Origin of the sequence: Kribbella antiqua, assembly GCF_004345665.1 — a bacterium.
GTDB lineage: Bacteria > Actinomycetota > Actinomycetes > Propionibacteriales > Kribbellaceae > Kribbella > Kribbella antiqua.
The window spans coordinates 170178-185682 of record NZ_SLWR01000004.1 but is presented as its reverse complement, the minus strand read 5'-3'; the positions used below and the strand labels follow the sequence as shown (position 1 = coordinate 185682).

Genomic DNA, 15505 nt, shown 5'->3' with positions numbered 1-15505 from the left:
TTTCACACCGGTGCCGAGTGGTGGGTAGACTGTTTTGGTTGCCTCGGCGAGGGACGCCCCCCGAGAACTGTTGGGCGCGGCTCCGTGATCGACGCGGTGGTTCGTTGCCTGACGCCTTCTCCGGGGTCAAGAAGCGCCCGCTGAGGCCGCAGCCGAGCACCACCTAGACAACTGATCACCGCAACGCACTTGAGGAGTTCATCTCGTGGCCGAGGTCAAGATCCAAGCCGAATCGCGCACGGAGTTCGGCAAGGGTGCTGCCCGCCGAATCCGCCGGGACAACAAGGTTCCCGCAGTCCTGTACGGCCACGGCAGTGACCCGGTGCACATCACCCTGCCCGGTCACGACACCATGCTGGCCCTGAAGACCGCCAACGCCCTGCTGCTGATCGAGGTCGCCGGTGGCGAATCCCACCTGGCGCTGCCGAAGCAGGTGCAGCGTGACCCGCTGAAGGGCTTCATCGAGCACGTCGACCTGGTCATCGTGAAGCGCGGCGAGAAGGTCCAGGTGGACATCGCCGTCCACCTCGAGGGCGAGGCCGTCAGCGACACCCTGGTCGTGCTGGAGCACCCGAGCATCCTGGTCGAGGCCGAGGCGACCCACATTCCGGACGGCGTCACCGTCTCCGTCGAGGGTCTCGAGGTCGGCGCCCAGCTGCACGCGTCCGACATCAAGCTGCCGGCCGGTACGACGCTGGCGATCGAGCCGGACACCCTGATCGTGAACGTGACGGCCCAGCAGACCGCCGAGCAGCTCGAGGCCGAGCTGTCCGACGCCGAGGCCGAGGCGGGCATCGAGCGCGACGAGCCGGCCCCCGCCGAGGAGCCCGTCGCCGCCGCCGCGGAGTAGTCTCACCGCGACAGAACTTTCAGGAGGGCCGGGATCCGTGGCGGACGACGTGTGGTTGGTCGTCGGACTGGGGAATCCCGGCCCTTCCTATGCCCGCACCCGGCACAACGTCGGGCACCTGGTGGCCGACGAGCTCGCCGCCCGGACCGGCGGCAAGTGGAAGCAGCACAAGCAGGTCCGGGCCGAGGTGATCGAGACCCGGATCAGCGGGATCCGGACCGTGCTGGCCAAGCCCCGCTCGTACATGAACGAGTCCGGCGGGCCCGTGTCCGGGCTGCTGAAGTTCTTCAAGCTCGAGCCGGCCGCGCTGGTGGTGGTGCACGACGAGCTGGACATCGACTTCGGCGTACTGCGGGCGAAGTACGGCGGTGGCGACAACGGCCACAACGGACTGAAGTCGATCCGGAAATCGCTTGGCACCGGTGAGTATTATCGAGTCCGGTTCGGTGTGGGTCGTCCACCGGGCCGGCAGAACCCCGCCGACTTCGTCCTGAACGAGTTCTCCTCGACCGAACGCAAGGACCTTCCTTTCGCCGTCGACCGGACCGCGGACGCGGTCGAATCGCTGCTCACCGACGGCCTGGAATCAACCCAAGGGAAGTACAACTCGTGAAACTGGGCGGCCTGGTCGACACCCTGGTCACCGATCCGGTGGTGGCCGAGGCCGTTCGCGACGCCAAGTCCGACGGCGTCACCACACTCGACCTGAGCACGCCAGGCCCGGTGCGCCCGGTCCTGCTCGCCGCGCTCGCCTCCGAGCAGATCGGCGCGGACCGGCCCGTACTCGCGGTCACCGCGACCTTCCGCGAGGCCGAGGAGCTGACCGAGGCCCTGCAGTGCCTGGTCGAGCCGTCGACGGTCGCGTACTACCCGGCCTGGGAAACCCTGCCGCACGAGCGCCTCTCGCCCCGTTCCGACACCGTCGGCCGGCGTCTCGCCGTACTGCGCCGGCTGGTTCATCCGGATCCGTCGGACGAGACGACCGGGCCGATCAAGATCCTGGTCGCGCCGGTGCGGTCCGTGCTGCAGCCGCAGGTCGCCGGGCTCGCGGATCTGAAGCCGGTGCAGCTGCATGTCGGCGACACGGTCGAGCTCGAGGACGTCGTCGAGCAGCTGGCCGGGGCCGCGTATCACCGGGTCGACCTGGTCGAGCGGCGTGGCGAGTTCGCCGTACGCGGGGGCATCATCGACGTGTTCCCGCCGACCGAGGAGCACCCACTGCGGGTCGACTTCTTCGGCGACGACGTCGAGGAGATCCGGTACTTCGCGGTGGCCGACCAGCGATCGCTGGACATCGCCGAGCACGGGTTGTGGGCGCCGCCGTGTCGTGAGCTGCTGCTGACCGACGAGGTGCGGTCGCGAGCCGCCGTACTGGCGAAGGAGCATCCGGAGCTCTCGGAGCTGTTCGAGAAGCTGGCCGAAGGGCATGCCGTCGAGGGCATGGAGTCGCTGGCGCCGGTGCTGGTCGACGAGATGGAGCTGCTGGTCGACCTGATGCCGTCCGGTACGCACGTCGTCGTCAGCGATCCCGAGCGAGTACGGGCGCGGGCGCACGACCTGGTCGCGACGAGCCAGGAGTTCCTGGAAGCGTCGTGGGCGGCCGCTGCCGGTGGTGGCGAGGCGCCGATCGACTTGGGCGCGGCGGCGTACATGTCGCTGGCCGACGTACGGTCGCATGCGCTGAGCAAGGGTCTCGCCTGGTGGAGCATGTCGCCGTTCGCCGCGGCGCCGACCGATGCGCCTGAGCTGCGTGACTCGATGGGCGAGCGGGTCTCGTTCGACATCGACACCGACGCGGGCGCGGTCCGTTCGCGGTCGATCGCGGCGCGCGAAGTCGATCCGTATCGTGGTGAGACGGCGGCCGCGGTGGAGGACATCCGCCGGTGGCTGCGAGACGGCTGGCGTGTTGTCTGCGTGACCGAAGGCCATGGTCCCGCGCAGCGCCTCGCCGAGGTGTTCTCCGAGGCCGAGCTTCCGGCCCGCGCGGTCGACGGTATCGAGACCGTGCCCGAGCCAGGCGTCGTACTGATCTCACAAGGTCAGCTCGACCACGGATTCATTGCCGAGGGCATCAAGTTCGCGGTGCTCACCGAGAACGACCTGGCCGGTCAGCGGTCGATGGCCGAACGGCGTTCCCAGCAACGGATGCCGTCGCGCCGGAAGAAGACGATCGATCCGCTCGAGCTGCAGCCGGGCGACTACGTCGTGCACGAGCAGCACGGCGTCGGCCGGTACGTCGAGATGATGCAGCGGACCGTCGGCACCGGCGCGCAGAGGGCCACCCGCGAGTACGTCGTCATCGAGTTCGCGCCGAGCAAGCGCGGCCAGCCCGGCGACCGGCTGTACGTGCCGACCGACCAGCTCGACCAGGTCACCCGGTACGTCGGCGGCGAGCAGCCGAGCCTGGACAAGATGGGCGGCGCCGACTGGGCCAAGCGCAAGGGCCGCGCCCGCAAGGCGGTCCGCCAGATCGCCGGCGAGCTGATCAAGCTGTACGCCGCCCGCCAGGCGACCAAGGGCCACGCGTTCGCCAAGGACACCCCGTGGCAGCGTGAGCTGGAGGACGCGTTCCCGTTCGTGGAGACGCCGGACCAGCTGGCCACCATCGACGACGTGAAGCGCGACATGGAGCGCGTCATGCCGATGGACCGGATCGTCTGCGGCGACGTCGGCTACGGCAAGACCGAGATCGCCGTACGGGCCGCGTTCAAGGCGGTGCAGGACGGGAAGCAGGTCGCCGTACTGGTGCCGACGACGCTGCTGGTGCAGCAGCACTACGCGACCTTCGCCGAGCGGTACGCCGCTTTCCCGGTGAATGTGGCGCCGCTGTCGCGGTTCCAGACCGACAAAGAGGCCAAGGCCGCCATGGACGGGCTGGCCGACGGGTCGGTGGACGTCGTGATCGGCACGCACCGGCTGCTGTCCGGTGAGGTGCAGTTCAAGGACCTCGGGCTCGTGATCGTCGACGAGGAGCAGCGGTTCGGCGTCGAGCACAAGGAGCAGCTCAAGCGGCTGCGGACCGCGGTCGACGTACTGACGATGTCGGCGACCCCGATCCCGCGGACGCTGGAGATGTCGATCACCGGCATCCGGGAGATGTCGACGATCGCGACACCGCCGGAGGAGCGGCACCCGGTGCTGACCTTCGTCGGCGCCTACGAGGAAGGCCAGATCACCGCCGCGATCCGGCGCGAGCTGCTCCGCGAGGGCCAGGTCTTCGTCGTCCACAACCGGGTGAACACGATCGAGAAGGCGGCCGCCCGGATCCGGCAACTCGTGCCCGAGGCGCGGGTGTCGGTCGCGCACGGCCAGATGCCGGAGCACCACCTCGAGCAGGTGATCCAGGGCTTCTGGGAGAAGCAGTCCGACGTCATCGTGTGTACGACGATCGTCGAGTCCGGGATCGACATCTCGAACGCGAACACGATGATCGTCGAGCGGTCGGACCTGCTCGGCCTGTCGCAGCTGCACCAGCTCCGCGGCCGGGTCGGGCGCGGCCGGGAGCGCGCGTACGCGTACTTCTTCTTCCCGCCCGAGAAGCCGCTGACCGAGACCGCACACGACCGGCTGGCCACGATCGCGCAGCACGCCGATCTGGGTGGCGGCATGGCCGTCGCGATGAAGGACCTGGAGATCCGCGGCGCCGGCAACCTGCTCGGCGGCGAGCAGTCCGGGCACATCGCGGACGTCGGCTTCGACCTGTACGTCCGGCTGGTCGGCGAGGCGGTCGCGGAGTACCGCGGCGACACCCAGGCCGAGGAGCCCGAGGTCAAGATCGAGCTGCCGATCGACGCGCACCTGCCGCACGACTACATCCCGTCGCAGCGGCTGCGACTCGAGATGTACCAGCGACTGGCCGCCGTACGGGACGCGGACGGCATCGCCGAACTGGTCGAGGAGTTGCACGACCGGTACGGCGACATCCCGCAGCCGGTGCTGAACCTGATCGAGGTGGCGAAGTTCCGCAACCACGCCCGCCGGGCCGGGCTGCACGACGTCACCTTGCAGGGCAATCTGATCCGGTTCGGGCCGGTCGAGCTGCCCGATTCGAAGGTGCTCAGACTCAACAGGCTGTACCCGAAGAGTCTGGTGAAGCCGCAACTGCGTACGATCCTGGTGCCGAGACCTGCCACCCGGCCGGTCGCCGGTCAGCCGCTCCGCGACCAGGAGCTGCTGCAGTGGTGCACCCGGCTGATCGACGACGTGATCGCCGAGCCGGTGGCGGTTGGTTCATGATTGACGATACGAGGAGATTTCGGGTGAGCACATCTCGACGGCTTCGGGCCCTCGGTGCGGCGGTGGCGTCGGTGCTGCTGGTCGGCGGTTGCGCGGCCGGGACGCACCCGGGGGCGGCGGCCGTGGTCGGCAAGACCGAGATCAGCGTCGGTGACGTCGACAAGACCTCCCGCGCGGTCACCGCGGCCCTCGGTCAGCCGTTCGAGACCAGCGTCGCGCTCAACGAGCTGGTGAACAACGCGCTGGTCGCGCAGGTCCGCGAAGAGAAGTCGGTGTCGGTCAGCGACGCGGAGACCGCCGAGGCGATGCGGCTGGTGGTCCGCGACCAGGCGGCGTACGCGAAGTTCGAGGCGGACCCGGTGGCTCGCGACTTCCTTCAGCAGGTCGCCGCGGCTGCGGTCGCCACGATCAAGCTCGGCGGCGGCACCGGCGTGAACGACCCGAAGCTGCAGCAGGCCCAGCAGGCCGGTACGGCGGTGGTCAAGGACGCGTCGAAGAACATCAAGATCTCCATCGCGCCCCGCTTCGGCCAGTGGACCGACGGCGCCATCGACAGCAAGATCTCCGGCTCGCTGTCCTCGGAATCCGCGCAGGCAAAGGCAGCCCGTGAAGCCGCCGAAGCCGCCCAGCAGGGCCAGGGCTGAGGTCCCCTGAATGCCTGGTGACGCCGTCAAGGTCGTCCTGACGAGCCCTCGGGTGGCACCAGGCCTTCTCACCCGTGCGGCCTGGCAAGCCTTCACCGACGCCGACGAGATCGGTGCCGCCGGCGGTCCGATGCGGCCGGACGTGCAGGCGCTGGTCGGGTCCGGGCTGGTCGTCACCCAGGTCGAGGGTGGGCCTGCCGAGCATTGGGCGTGGCTTTCCGCCGCGGCTGCTGACGGGCGTCGGGTTGCCTGGCTGGTGGGTGAGGACGGCGAGCCTGGGTTGTTGCGGATCGTCGCGGATCAGCTCAGCCGCGAGCCGCGACCGCCGTACGAGGTGGAGATTCTGCACGGCTCGTACGACGTACCGGGCGCGCGGCTGATCGATTTGGTGCGGGTGATGGACCGGCTTCGGCGGAACTGCCCGTGGGACCAGGAACAGACGCACGAGAGTCTCGCGAAGTACTTGCTCGAGGAGACCTACGAGACCCTCGAAGCCATCGACACCGGCGACCGCGCCCATCTCCGCGAGGAACTCGGCGATCTGCTGTTGCAGGTGGCCTTCCACTCCCGGATCGCCTCCGAGGATCTTGACGACGGCTTTTCGGTTGACGATGTGGCCGGCGACATCGTCGAGAAGCTGATCCGCCGCCACCCCCACGTCTTCGGCACCGTCGCCGCAGCCGACGCCGCCGCCGTCGAAGCCAACTGGGAAACCATCAAGGCAGCCGAAAAACAACGCACCTCGGTCCTCGAAGGCATCCCCCTGGCCCTCCCCGCCCTGGCCCTCGCCGACAAGGTCCTGGCCCGAGCCGCCAGACAACTCCCCGCAGACCACCAACTCCCACCCCCGGTCTCCGACACGGACCGCATCGGCGCCGAGCTCCTGGCCCTAGTCCGCGAGGCCCGCACCCTAGGCATCGACCCCGAACAAGCCCTCCGCACCACCACCCACCACCTAGCCGACGAAATCCGCACCAACGAATCCGCCGGCTGACTCACCGAGTCGTGGCTTTCTGTCGCCGCTCCCCGCGTGTCGCCAGCCAAAATCCACGACTCGCCGCACGGCCGGCGTGACCTGCACGCTCACCGGACGTACAAGCTATGGGTCAACGACTTCGGTACACCGGCGCCGATGGTCGGTGCCGTGACTGGGACCCCCGCGGCCGAGAGGCTAGCCGCCCGACTCGTCGACCGGAACGCCAGCGAGGTCCAACGCAGCACGGCCGGGGCGAGTGCGGTCAGGGCTGACCGGCCACTCCGCCCGGGCCCGGGCTAGCTCGTCCTCGGTCACCGATCCGTGGATCTCCGTCAGTTCAGCGACCAGCTCGCCGAGTCGCTCAAGATCCCCCCGTCCGCTCATGCGGGGAACCTACCGGGCTACGACCCGCCCGGCCCAGGAGATTTCCGCGGCCCCGCCCGCGCCCGCCCGCCCCGCCCGCGCCCGGCCCGCCCGCGCCCGCCCCGGCCCGCCCGCGCCCGGCCCCGCGCCCCGCCCGCGCCCGGCCCCGCGCCCCGCCTGGCCCCGCCCGGCTCGCGCCCGCCCGGCGCCGGCCCCGCCCGGACTGGGCGCGGACCTGTGCCACTCATGAACCTCGGCCGTTCGCGGTCGGCGGCGCGCGGCTGAGCGTGGCGGTGCAGGTGGTGGGTCGGTTGGTGAGTGCTGCAGGTCCGCTTTCGGCATCGGAGCTCGGCGCCGACCTCGGCATGGCGGACGGCCAGGCCATCACAATCGCCGACGGTCGGGCACCTGCCCGCGGGAGTGGCTCGTGGTCGCGTGGTTGTGATGGCCTGGCGGTCCGCGGAAATCGGGTGCTCGGGGCAACTGTGCGCTGGCAGGGTGGTGGGGTGGATGTGGCGGCGGTGGTGGAGGAGAAGTGGGGGCTGGGGGTTCAGGGGGTCGAAGAGTTGACGGGTGGGATGAATTCGGCTGCTTGGCTCGTGGTGGGGGACGGCGGTCCGGTGGTGGCGAAGGTGGTTGAAGCCGGGGACTTGGCGTTTGGGGCTGGGTTGGAGTTGGCGGGGCGGTTGGGGGATGCCGGGCTGGTCACTGGGCGGCCGGTGTTGAGCCGGGCCGGGCGGGTGGTTGAGCGGGTCGGCGGGCGGCAGGTTGGGGTGCTGGAGTTTGTCGAGGGCGTGCCGCTGGAGGGCGCCGCTGCGGATCAGGTGGCGATTGGTACGACGCTGGGCCGGGTGCATGAGGTGTCGTCGACCGCGCCGGGCGGGTTGGAGGACTGGCTCCAGTTGGTGACGCAGTTCGACGAGTGGCTGGATCTGGAGGAGTGGATTCGACCAGCCGTCGCCACCGCGCTGGACGGCGTACGAGAGCTCAACGGGCTGAGCTGGGCTTGGCTGCATGGGGATCCGGCGGCCGAAGCATTCCTCCGGCAGCGTGACGGCACGATCGCGCTGATCGACTGGGGCAGCGCCATGCGAGGTCCGATTTTGTACGACGTGGCGTCCGCGGTGATGTACGCCGGTACGGCGGAGCACGTGGTACGCGCATACGTCGAGAAGCAGCAGCAAGCGGCGGATGAGATCGAGTCCGGCCTCGAGGCCTTCCTCAACCTCAGGTACGCGGTCCAGGCCGGCTACTTCGCCTGGCGTTGCTCAACGGATGTCCGCACCGGCCTCACCGACCCGGCCGAGAACCGCAAAGGCCTCGCCGACGCCAGACCCGCCTTCGGCTTCTGACCCCGGCCTCGTCTCGCCCGAGCCTTGCCCGGCCGATCTGGGGAGTGCTGCTGGTCGGTTCAGGTGCGCGATGCTCCCCGGACCCGGCTGGGAGGATGATTGCCTCCGCTGTGTAGGGAGAGGGGATGTTGTTGTGAGTAGAGACAGCCGGATGATCTCCAGGTTGCTCCGGCACACGGTAGGTAAGCGTGGGCTCACGATGAGTGCGGACGGCTGGGCGGAAATCGCTGACGTGCTGAAGGTGCTCGACCTCGACCGTACGGCGCTCGACGTCGCGGTCGAGCACAACGACAAGCAGCGGCTGCAGGTGGACGGGGAGCGGATCCGGGCTTGCCAGGGGCATTCCCGCGACGGGATGCCGGTGACACGTGAAGCCTTGGAGAGCAGTTGGGAACGGGTGTATCCCGATCACCTGCTCTGGCATGGGACCAATCGGGAAGCTCTGAGCGCGATCCAGCGCGACGGTCTGCTGCCGGGACGGCGTACGCACGTTCATTTGGCCCCGGAGAAGGACAGCCGGGTGGGTCGGCGATCGGCCGTAGATGTCTTACTGGCAGTGGATCCAGCGAATCTCGCCGTCTATCGGGCGCCCAACGGAGTGTTACTGACGCGCGAGGTACCGGCTGATGCGATCGTTAGGGTCGACCCTGACCGGGGCGGTGGGGTGGGCTGAGCAGGGGTCCAGCCCACTAGGCGTGGTGGTCTGGAGGCTAGGCTCAGGACCGATTCGTCATCGAGAACTTGGGAGTCAATGTGGCCACCATCGAGGCCGTCGGCGCCCGCGAGATCCTCGACTCGCGCGGCAACCCCACTGTCGAGGTCGAGGTTCTCCTCGACGACGACACCGTCGCCCGGGCCGCAGTGCCGTCGGGCGCGTCCACCGGTCAGTTCGAGGCCGTCGAGCTGCGTGACGGCGACAAGGGCCGGTACGGCGGCAAGGGTGTCCAGAAGGCCGTCACGGCCATCCTGGAGGACATCGACAAGGAGATCGTCGGGTACGACGTTCACGAGCAGCGGCTGATCGACCACGCCCTGCTCGACCTGGACGGCACTCCGAACAAGGCCAAGCTGGGCGCGAACGCCATCCTCGGCGTCAGCCTCGCCGTCGCCAAGGCGGCCGCGGACTCCGCTGGCCTGCCGCTGTTCCGCTACGTCGGCGGCCCGAACGCGCACGTCCTGCCGGTGCCGATGATGAACATCCTGAACGGCGGCGCGCACGCGGACAGCAACGTCGACGTGCAGGAGTTCATGATCGCCCCGATCGGCGCGGCCACCTACGGCGAGGCGCTGATGCAGGGTGCGGGCGTCTACCACGCACTGAAGGCGGTGCTGAAGGAGCGCGGCCTGTCCACCGGCCTCGGCGACGAGGGCGGCTTCGCGCCGAACCTGGCCAGCAACCGCGAGGCGCTCGACCTGATCGCGGTCGCGGTCGAGAAGGCCGGCCTGCAGCTCGGCAAGGACATCGCGCTGGCCATGGACGTGGCCGCGAGCGAGTTCCACACCGACGGCGTCTACGCGTTCGAGGGCGGCAAGAAGTCGGCCGACGAGATGATCGCGTACTACGCCGACCTGGTGTCGTCGTACCCGATCGTCTCGATCGAGGACCCGCTGAACGAAGAGGACTGGGACGGCTGGATCAACCTGTCGACCCAGCTCGGCGACAAGATCCAGATCGTCGGCGACGACCTGTTCGTCACCAACGTCGAGCGGCTGCAGCGCGGCATCACCGAGAAGGCGGCGAACAGCCTGCTGGTGAAGGTTAACCAGATCGGCTCGCTGACCGAGACCCTGGACGCGGTCGACCTGGCCCACCGCAGCGGCTTCACCTGCATGATGAGCCACCGCTCCGGCGAGACCGAGGACACCACCATCGCCGACCTCGCGGTGGCGACGAACTGCGGCCAGATCAAGTCCGGCGCTCCGGCCCGGTCCGACCGTACGGCGAAGTACAACCAGCTGCTCCGGATCGAGGAGGAGCTCGACGACGCGGCGACGTACGCCGGCCGCTCGGCCTTCCCGCGGTTCAAGGGCTGATTGGATGGCATCGTCCCGTCGGGAATCCGGTGCACGCCCCGGCTCGCGTCCGTCGAGCCGGACCCAGTCGCGTCCACCGGCCCGGCGGGGCGACCAGCCCAAACGCCGTACGACGGGAACTCCGGCGGGCCCGGCCCGGACCCGGGGCTCGCGCAACCTCACCGGCCGGGCAGCCGTCGTGCTGCTGGTGCTCGGCGCGCTGATCGTCTCGTACGCGCAGAGCCTGCGGGTGTGGTTCGACCAGCATCAGCAGATCACCGCCCTGCAGCAAGAGATCCGCGATCGGGAGAAGCGCGTCGGCGAGCTGAATGACGAGATCACCCGCTGGGACGACGACGCGTACGTCAAGGCCCAGGCGCGGCAGCGGCTCGGCTGGGTGATGCCCGGCGAGGTCGGGTACCGCGTGATCGGCGCGGACGGCAAGCCGGTCGGCGCCCCACCGGAACCCAGTACGACGCCCGGCGCCGGCGCGAACGCGCAGAAACCGACCTGGTACACGAAGCTGTGGGGGAGTGTCGAAGGCGCGGGTCAGCCCGCGGTCGCGACGACACCGACTCCGGCCAAGCCGACCCCGAAGCCGATCCTGACTCCTTCGCCGAAGGCGACCCGGTGACCTCCGAAGACATCGAGGCTGTGAGCAAGCAGCTCGGGCGGACCGCGCGCGGGATCCGGTCCATCGCGCACCGGTGCAGCTGCGGCCTGCCCGACGTGGTCGAGACCGAGCCCCGGCTTCCGGACGGTACGCCGTTCCCCACCACGTACTACGTCACTTGCCCACGCCTGGCCTCCGCGATCGGCACCCTCGAAGCCGAGGGCATGATGAAGGAGATGACCGAGCGCCTCGGCGACGACCCAGAGCTTGCGAAGGCCTACCAAGCCGCACACGAGTCGTACCTGGCGCACCGCGAGTCGATCGAGCACGTCGAGGAGATCGCGGGGATCAGCGCCGGCGGCATGCCGACGCGGGTGAAGTGCCTGCACGTCCTGGTCGGTCACTCGCTGGCCGTCGGCCGCGGCGTCAATCCCCTTGGCGACGAGGCCCTGGACGCACTCGAAGACTGGGGCCGCCGGGGGCCGTGTGTCTGAGCGCGTCGCGGCGGTCGACTGTGGCACGAACTCCATCCGCCTGCTGATCGCCGAGCTCGTCGACGGTGGATTGCGCGAGATCGATCGGCGGATGACGATTGTGCGGCTCGGTCAAGGAGTGGACGCGACCGGAGCGTTTGCGCCGGAGGCTCTGGAGCGGGTGTTCGCGGCCTCGGATGACTTCGCCGGTCTGATTCGCGCGGCCGGCGCAACCCGGAGCAGATTCGTCGCGACCTCGGCGGCTCGGGACGTGCGTAACCGGGACGAGTTCTTCGCTGGGATCTCACAGCGCTTCGGCGTGGAGCCGGAGATCATCTCCGGTGCCGAGGAGGCCGAGCTCAGCTTCCGTGGTGCGACCGAAGCCCTCGACCTGCCCGAGCCCTACCTGGTGGCCGACATCGGCGGCGGATCCACCGAGCTCGTCCTAGGCGACCGTCGTGGGGTGATCGCGGCGGAGTCGCTCGACATCGGCTCGGTCCGGTTGACCGAGCGACACGTCACGTCGGACCCCACGACACAGGATGAGCTCGCCGCCATCACGAAGGACGTGGACGCGCTCCTGGACTCCACCAAGGTGCCGGTCGCTCAGGCCCGCGCGCTGGTTGGCGTCGCCGGAACTGTCACCACAGTCGCCGCGGTCGCGCTGGACCTCCCGGAGTACGACCGGGCGCAGGTTCATCAGTCACGCATCCAAGGCCCGCTTCTACGCAGTACGACGAACTGGCTGACGAACTCCAGTCGCGCCGAGCGTTCCGCCGTACCGACGATTCATCCCGGGCGGGTGGACGTGATCGGAGCCGGCGCGCTGATTCTGCAGCGGTTGTACGACCGGATGGCCGTCGACGAGGTGCTGGTGTCCGAGCACGACATCCTGGACGGCGTCGCGCTCTCGCTCGGCTAACGCGCGCGGATGCCGTCCAGCGCGATCGCCAGGACCCGGTCGCGCTGTGCGTCGTCGACGTACCCGGCCGCGGTCAGTCCGCTGACCATCCGCAGTACGTCGTCGAAGTCCACGTCCGACCTGGCGTCGCCGGACTTCTGCGCCTGCTCGAAGAGCGGACGGCCGGCGGCGAACATCGCCTCCCGGGCTGCCTGGAAGGCCGGCGCCTCCCGGTTCAGCGACTCGAAGATCGCTCGCTTGGTCGCGGCGTAGCGGACGAACTGCTGCAGCCAGGTGGTCAGCGCCTCCCATGGCGGCTGATCCGCGACCTTCTCCGCCGCGACGCAGAGCTCCTCGATCTCGCCGAGGTAGACCGCGTTCAGCAGGTCCTGCCGGGTCGGGAAGTTCCGGTAGAGCGTGCCGATGCCGACACCGGCCTGCCGGGCGATGTCCTCCAGCGACGCCTCGACTCCCTTGGCGGCGAACGCGTCCCGGGCGGCGGCGAGCAACGCATCGAAGTTCCGCCGGGCGTCCGCACGCTGCGGCCGCCGTACATCGACGTGCAGCACCGGCCTGCTCTGATCCACGCTTCACCCTAACGACTTGGAACCGGAGGCATACCTCCGTTATAGTGGAGGCATACCTCGACTTTACCAGGCCGGGGAATTCGGACGCCGCCGTCGCGGCGATCACACACCCTTTCGAAGGACTTTCGCATGCCTGGAAGCAGGACTTCTCCGCGGTTGACGCTGGCGGTACTCGCCACGGTCGTCGCCGCGTTCGCGATGCTGCAGTCGCTGGTCAGCCCGGCCCTGCCGGTGATCCAGCGTGAACTCGGTACGACGCCGGGCGCCGTCACCTGGGTGTTCACCGCATTGCTGCTCTCGGTCTCGGTATCGACCCCATTGCTCGGCCGGATCGGCGACATGGTCGGCAAGGAGCGCACGCTGCTGGTCGCGCTCGCAGCCCTGGCCGTTGGTTGCCTGATCGCCGCGCTTGCCCCGAATGTCGGCGTACTGATTGGAGCTCGCGTGCTTCAGGGGCTCGGCGGTGCGGTGTTCCCGCTTGCGTTCGGGATCATTCGCGACGAGTTCCCGGCTGACCGGGTGCCGTCGCTGGTCGGAGTGATGTCCGCTGTTATCGCGGCCGGTGGTGGGCTCGGGATCGTGCTGGCCGGGCCGATCGTGGAGTCGCTGGGCTGGCGCTGGCTGTTCTGGATCCCGCTCGCCGTGATCGTCGTGGCGGGGCTGATGGCTCGCCGGTACGTGCCCGAGTCGCCCAACCGCGTGCCCGGACGGATCGACTGGCTGGCCGCTGCGTTGCTGTCCGGTTGGCTCGTGGCGTTGTTGCTGCCGTTGAGTGCGGGCCGGTCGTGGGGCTGGGGTTCCGCGCGGACGATCGGGCTGTTCGCGGCTGCCGTCGTACTGCTTGCTTGCTGGATCGCGGTCGAGTTGCGGTCGCGCAACCCGTTGATCGACATGCGCATGATGCGGCTGCCGGCGGTGTGGACGACGAACCTGGTGGCGCTGCTGTTCGGTGCGGCGATGTTCGCGGTGTACGCGTTCGTGCCGCAGTTCATGCAGATCCCGACGGTTGCCGGATTCGGGTTCGGGTCGAGTGTCAGTCAGGCCGGGCTGCTGATGCTGCCGATGCTGGTGACGATGGCGGTGAGCGGTTCGCTGAGCGGGCCGATCGCGCCGTGGTTCAGCGTCAAGTCGCAGGTGGTGTGGGGCTCGGCTCTCAGCCTGGTCGCGTCCATCGCGTTCGCGGAGTTCCACGACGAGCCGTGGCAGGTGGCGATCTCGACCGCCGTGTTCGGCCTCGGACTCGGACTGGCCTACGCGTCGATGACGAGCCTGATCGTGCAGAGCGTGCCGCGGGAACAGACCGGTGTCGCGACCGGCATGAACGCCAACATCCGCACCATCGGCGGCTCCATCGGTACGGCGCTCGCCAGTTCCATCATCACCGGCCACCTCCAACCCACCGGCCTCCCCGCCGAAGCCGGCTTCACCGACACCTTCCTCCTCCTAGCCGCCTTCAGCGCAGCAGCCGTCCTCCTAGCCCTAGCCATCCCAACAGCCCGCCGCACAAGGGCCTTGCAACCCACGGAGGAACTGGTCGCCTGATCTCACCTCACGCCGGCACCTCGGACACCTTCTCGGGACCTCGGACATCTGATCAGGTGTCCGAGGTTCCCATGTGGTGTCCGAGGTGGTGTCTAGTCTGAGGGGATGAAGCTGCCGCATCCGTTGACGGGGGAGTTGTTTGAGAGTCCGGTGCCGGCGGGGAGTGGGTGGCCGGAGGATCCGGCGGTACGGCGTACTCCGGTGGCTCGGGACGCGGACGGCGTACTGCGGCTTGCGGGGACTGGGGAGTTGGGGGAGCTGGAGGCCCGGGTGTCGGTGTGCCGGGCTTGCCCGCGGTTGGTGGAGTGGCGGGAAGAAGTTGCTGTGGGCAAGCGAAAGTCGTTCGCCGATCAGCCGTACTGGGGCCGGCCGATCCCCGGATGGGGTGATCCGGAGCCTAGGATCCTGATCGCCGGCTTGGCGCCGGCGGCGCACGGCGGCAATCGGACCGGCCGCGTGTTCACCGGCGATCGGTCGGGCGACTGGTTGTTCGCCTCGCTCTATCGTGTTGGGCTCGCGAACCAGCCGACCAGTGAACATGCCGGCGACGGACTCCGCCTGACCGGCGCCCGGATGATCGCCGCCGTCCGCTGCGCCCCACCCGCGAACGCGCCGACCCCGGCCGAGCGCGACACCTGCGCTCCGTGGTTCCGGCGCGAGCTCGAACTCGTCCTCCCCACCACCCGCGCGATCGTCTGCCTCGGCAAGTTCGGGTACGACGTACTCCTCAACGCCCTCGCCGCCGTCGGAGCCGCCGTACCCAAACCCCGCCCCAAGTTCGGCCACGCAGTGGAGCACCGCATCGGCGATCTCACCGTCCTGGGCTGCTTCCACCCCAGCCAGCAAAACACCTTCACCGGCAGACTCACCGAACCCATGCTCGACGCCGTCCTGGCCCGGGCCAAGGCCCTCTCCGGCCTCTGACGACCGCAGCTTTCCGGAAGATTGCTGCCAA

15 protein-coding genes are annotated in these 15505 nt (G+C 69.2%); 13 read left to right on the top strand and 2 right to left on the bottom strand.

What is annotated here, in order from left to right; all coding sequences use genetic code 11:
- The first annotated feature begins 205 nt into the window (after positions 1-205).
- From EV646_RS13385 to EV646_RS13365, 5 genes are read left to right on the top strand one after another with little or no spacing between them, the layout of a single operon-like run.
- Complete coding sequence (locus tag EV646_RS13385) at positions 206-850, top strand: 50S ribosomal protein L25/general stress protein Ctc (protein ID WP_132148219.1); 645 nt, start codon at positions 206-208, stop codon at positions 848-850.
- 37 nt (positions 851-887) lie between these two features.
- Positions 888-1463, top strand: a complete 576-nt coding sequence (pth, locus tag EV646_RS13380; RefSeq protein ID WP_132148217.1) for an aminoacyl-tRNA hydrolase — start codon at positions 888-890, stop codon at positions 1461-1463.
- Complete coding sequence (gene mfd, locus EV646_RS13375; protein WP_132148215.1) at positions 1460-5086, top strand: transcription-repair coupling factor; 3627 nt, start codon at positions 1460-1462, stop codon at positions 5084-5086. Before pth ends, mfd begins: the two co-directional genes overlap by 4 nt.
- 23 nt (positions 5087-5109) lie before the next feature.
- Positions 5110-5730 (top strand): SurA N-terminal domain-containing protein, encoded by a 621-nt coding sequence (locus tag EV646_RS13370; RefSeq protein ID WP_241995897.1) that lies wholly within the window; start codon positions 5110-5112, stop codon positions 5728-5730.
- 10 nt (positions 5731-5740) lie between these two features.
- Entirely contained in the window at positions 5741-6724 is a 984-nt protein-coding gene (locus tag EV646_RS13365; RefSeq protein ID WP_132148211.1) for a MazG family protein, read from the top strand.
- Between the two features lie 177 nt (positions 6725-6901).
- Here the strand turns inward: EV646_RS13365 and EV646_RS13360 are convergent, their stop codons facing one another.
- Positions 6902-7090, bottom strand: a complete 189-nt coding sequence (locus tag EV646_RS13360) for a hypothetical protein (protein ID WP_132148209.1) — start codon at positions 7088-7090, stop codon at positions 6902-6904.
- A gap of 293 nt (positions 7091-7383) precedes the next feature.
- Between EV646_RS13360 and EV646_RS13355 the strand changes: the two genes are divergently transcribed.
- From EV646_RS13355 to EV646_RS13330, 6 genes are all read left to right on the top strand, one after another.
- Positions 7384-8421, top strand: a complete 1038-nt coding sequence (locus EV646_RS13355; protein WP_132148207.1) for a phosphotransferase enzyme family protein — start codon at positions 7384-7386, stop codon at positions 8419-8421.
- A 133-nt stretch (positions 8422-8554) separates the two neighbouring features.
- Positions 8555-9094 (top strand): RNA 2'-phosphotransferase, encoded by a 540-nt coding sequence (locus tag EV646_RS13350; protein WP_241995895.1) that lies wholly within the window; start codon positions 8555-8557, stop codon positions 9092-9094.
- Positions 9095-9174: 80 nt separating this feature from the next.
- Complete coding sequence (gene eno / locus EV646_RS13345; protein ID WP_132148205.1) at positions 9175-10455, top strand: phosphopyruvate hydratase; 1281 nt, start codon at positions 9175-9177, stop codon at positions 10453-10455.
- Positions 10456-10459: 4 nt separating this feature from the next.
- Positions 10460-11068: an FtsB family cell division protein gene (locus tag EV646_RS13340; protein ID WP_132148203.1), complete on the top strand. Its 609-nt coding sequence runs from the start codon at positions 10460-10462 to the stop codon at positions 11066-11068.
- Positions 11065-11541: a DUF501 domain-containing protein gene (locus EV646_RS13335; RefSeq protein ID WP_132148201.1), complete on the top strand. Its 477-nt coding sequence runs from the start codon at positions 11065-11067 to the stop codon at positions 11539-11541. Before EV646_RS13340 ends, EV646_RS13335 begins: the two co-directional genes overlap by 4 nt.
- Complete coding sequence (locus EV646_RS13330) at positions 11534-12442, top strand: Ppx/GppA phosphatase family protein (RefSeq protein WP_199236962.1); 909 nt, start codon at positions 11534-11536, stop codon at positions 12440-12442. Before EV646_RS13335 ends, EV646_RS13330 begins: the two co-directional genes overlap by 8 nt.
- On the opposite strand, the gene EV646_RS13325 is transcribed toward EV646_RS13330, so the two are convergent.
- Entirely contained in the window at positions 12439-13008 is a 570-nt protein-coding gene (locus tag EV646_RS13325; RefSeq protein WP_132148199.1) for a TetR/AcrR family transcriptional regulator, read from the bottom strand. The genes EV646_RS13330 and EV646_RS13325 overlap by 4 nt on opposite strands.
- 129 nt (positions 13009-13137) lie before the next feature.
- On the opposite strand from EV646_RS13325, the gene EV646_RS13320 reads away from it, so the two are divergent.
- Both EV646_RS13320 and EV646_RS13315 read left to right on the top strand, forming a co-directional pair.
- Entirely contained in the window at positions 13138-14550 is a 1413-nt protein-coding gene (locus EV646_RS13320; protein WP_132148197.1) for an MFS transporter, read from the top strand.
- 105 nt (positions 14551-14655) lie between these two features.
- On the top strand, positions 14656-15474 hold the full coding sequence (locus EV646_RS13315; RefSeq protein ID WP_132148195.1) for a uracil-DNA glycosylase: 819 nt from the start codon (positions 14656-14658) through the stop codon (positions 15472-15474).
- The last annotated feature ends 31 nt before the right edge of the window (positions 15475-15505 follow it).

Coding starts and splice junctions, on each gene's coding strand:
- EV646_RS13365 (WP_132148211.1), top strand. CDS start 5,741: ATGCCTGGTGACGCCGTCAAGGTCGTCCTGACGAGCCCTCGGGTGGCA.
- EV646_RS13360 (WP_132148209.1), bottom strand. CDS start 7,090: ATGAGCGGACGGGGGGATCTTGAGCGACTCGGCGAGCTGGTCGCTGAA.
- EV646_RS13340 (WP_132148203.1), top strand. CDS start 10,460: ATGGCATCGTCCCGTCGGGAATCCGGTGCACGCCCCGGCTCGCGTCCG.
- EV646_RS13320 (WP_132148197.1), top strand. CDS start 13,138: ATGCCTGGAAGCAGGACTTCTCCGCGGTTGACGCTGGCGGTACTCGCC.
- EV646_RS13315 (WP_132148195.1), top strand. CDS start 14,656: ATGAAGCTGCCGCATCCGTTGACGGGGGAGTTGTTTGAGAGTCCGGTG.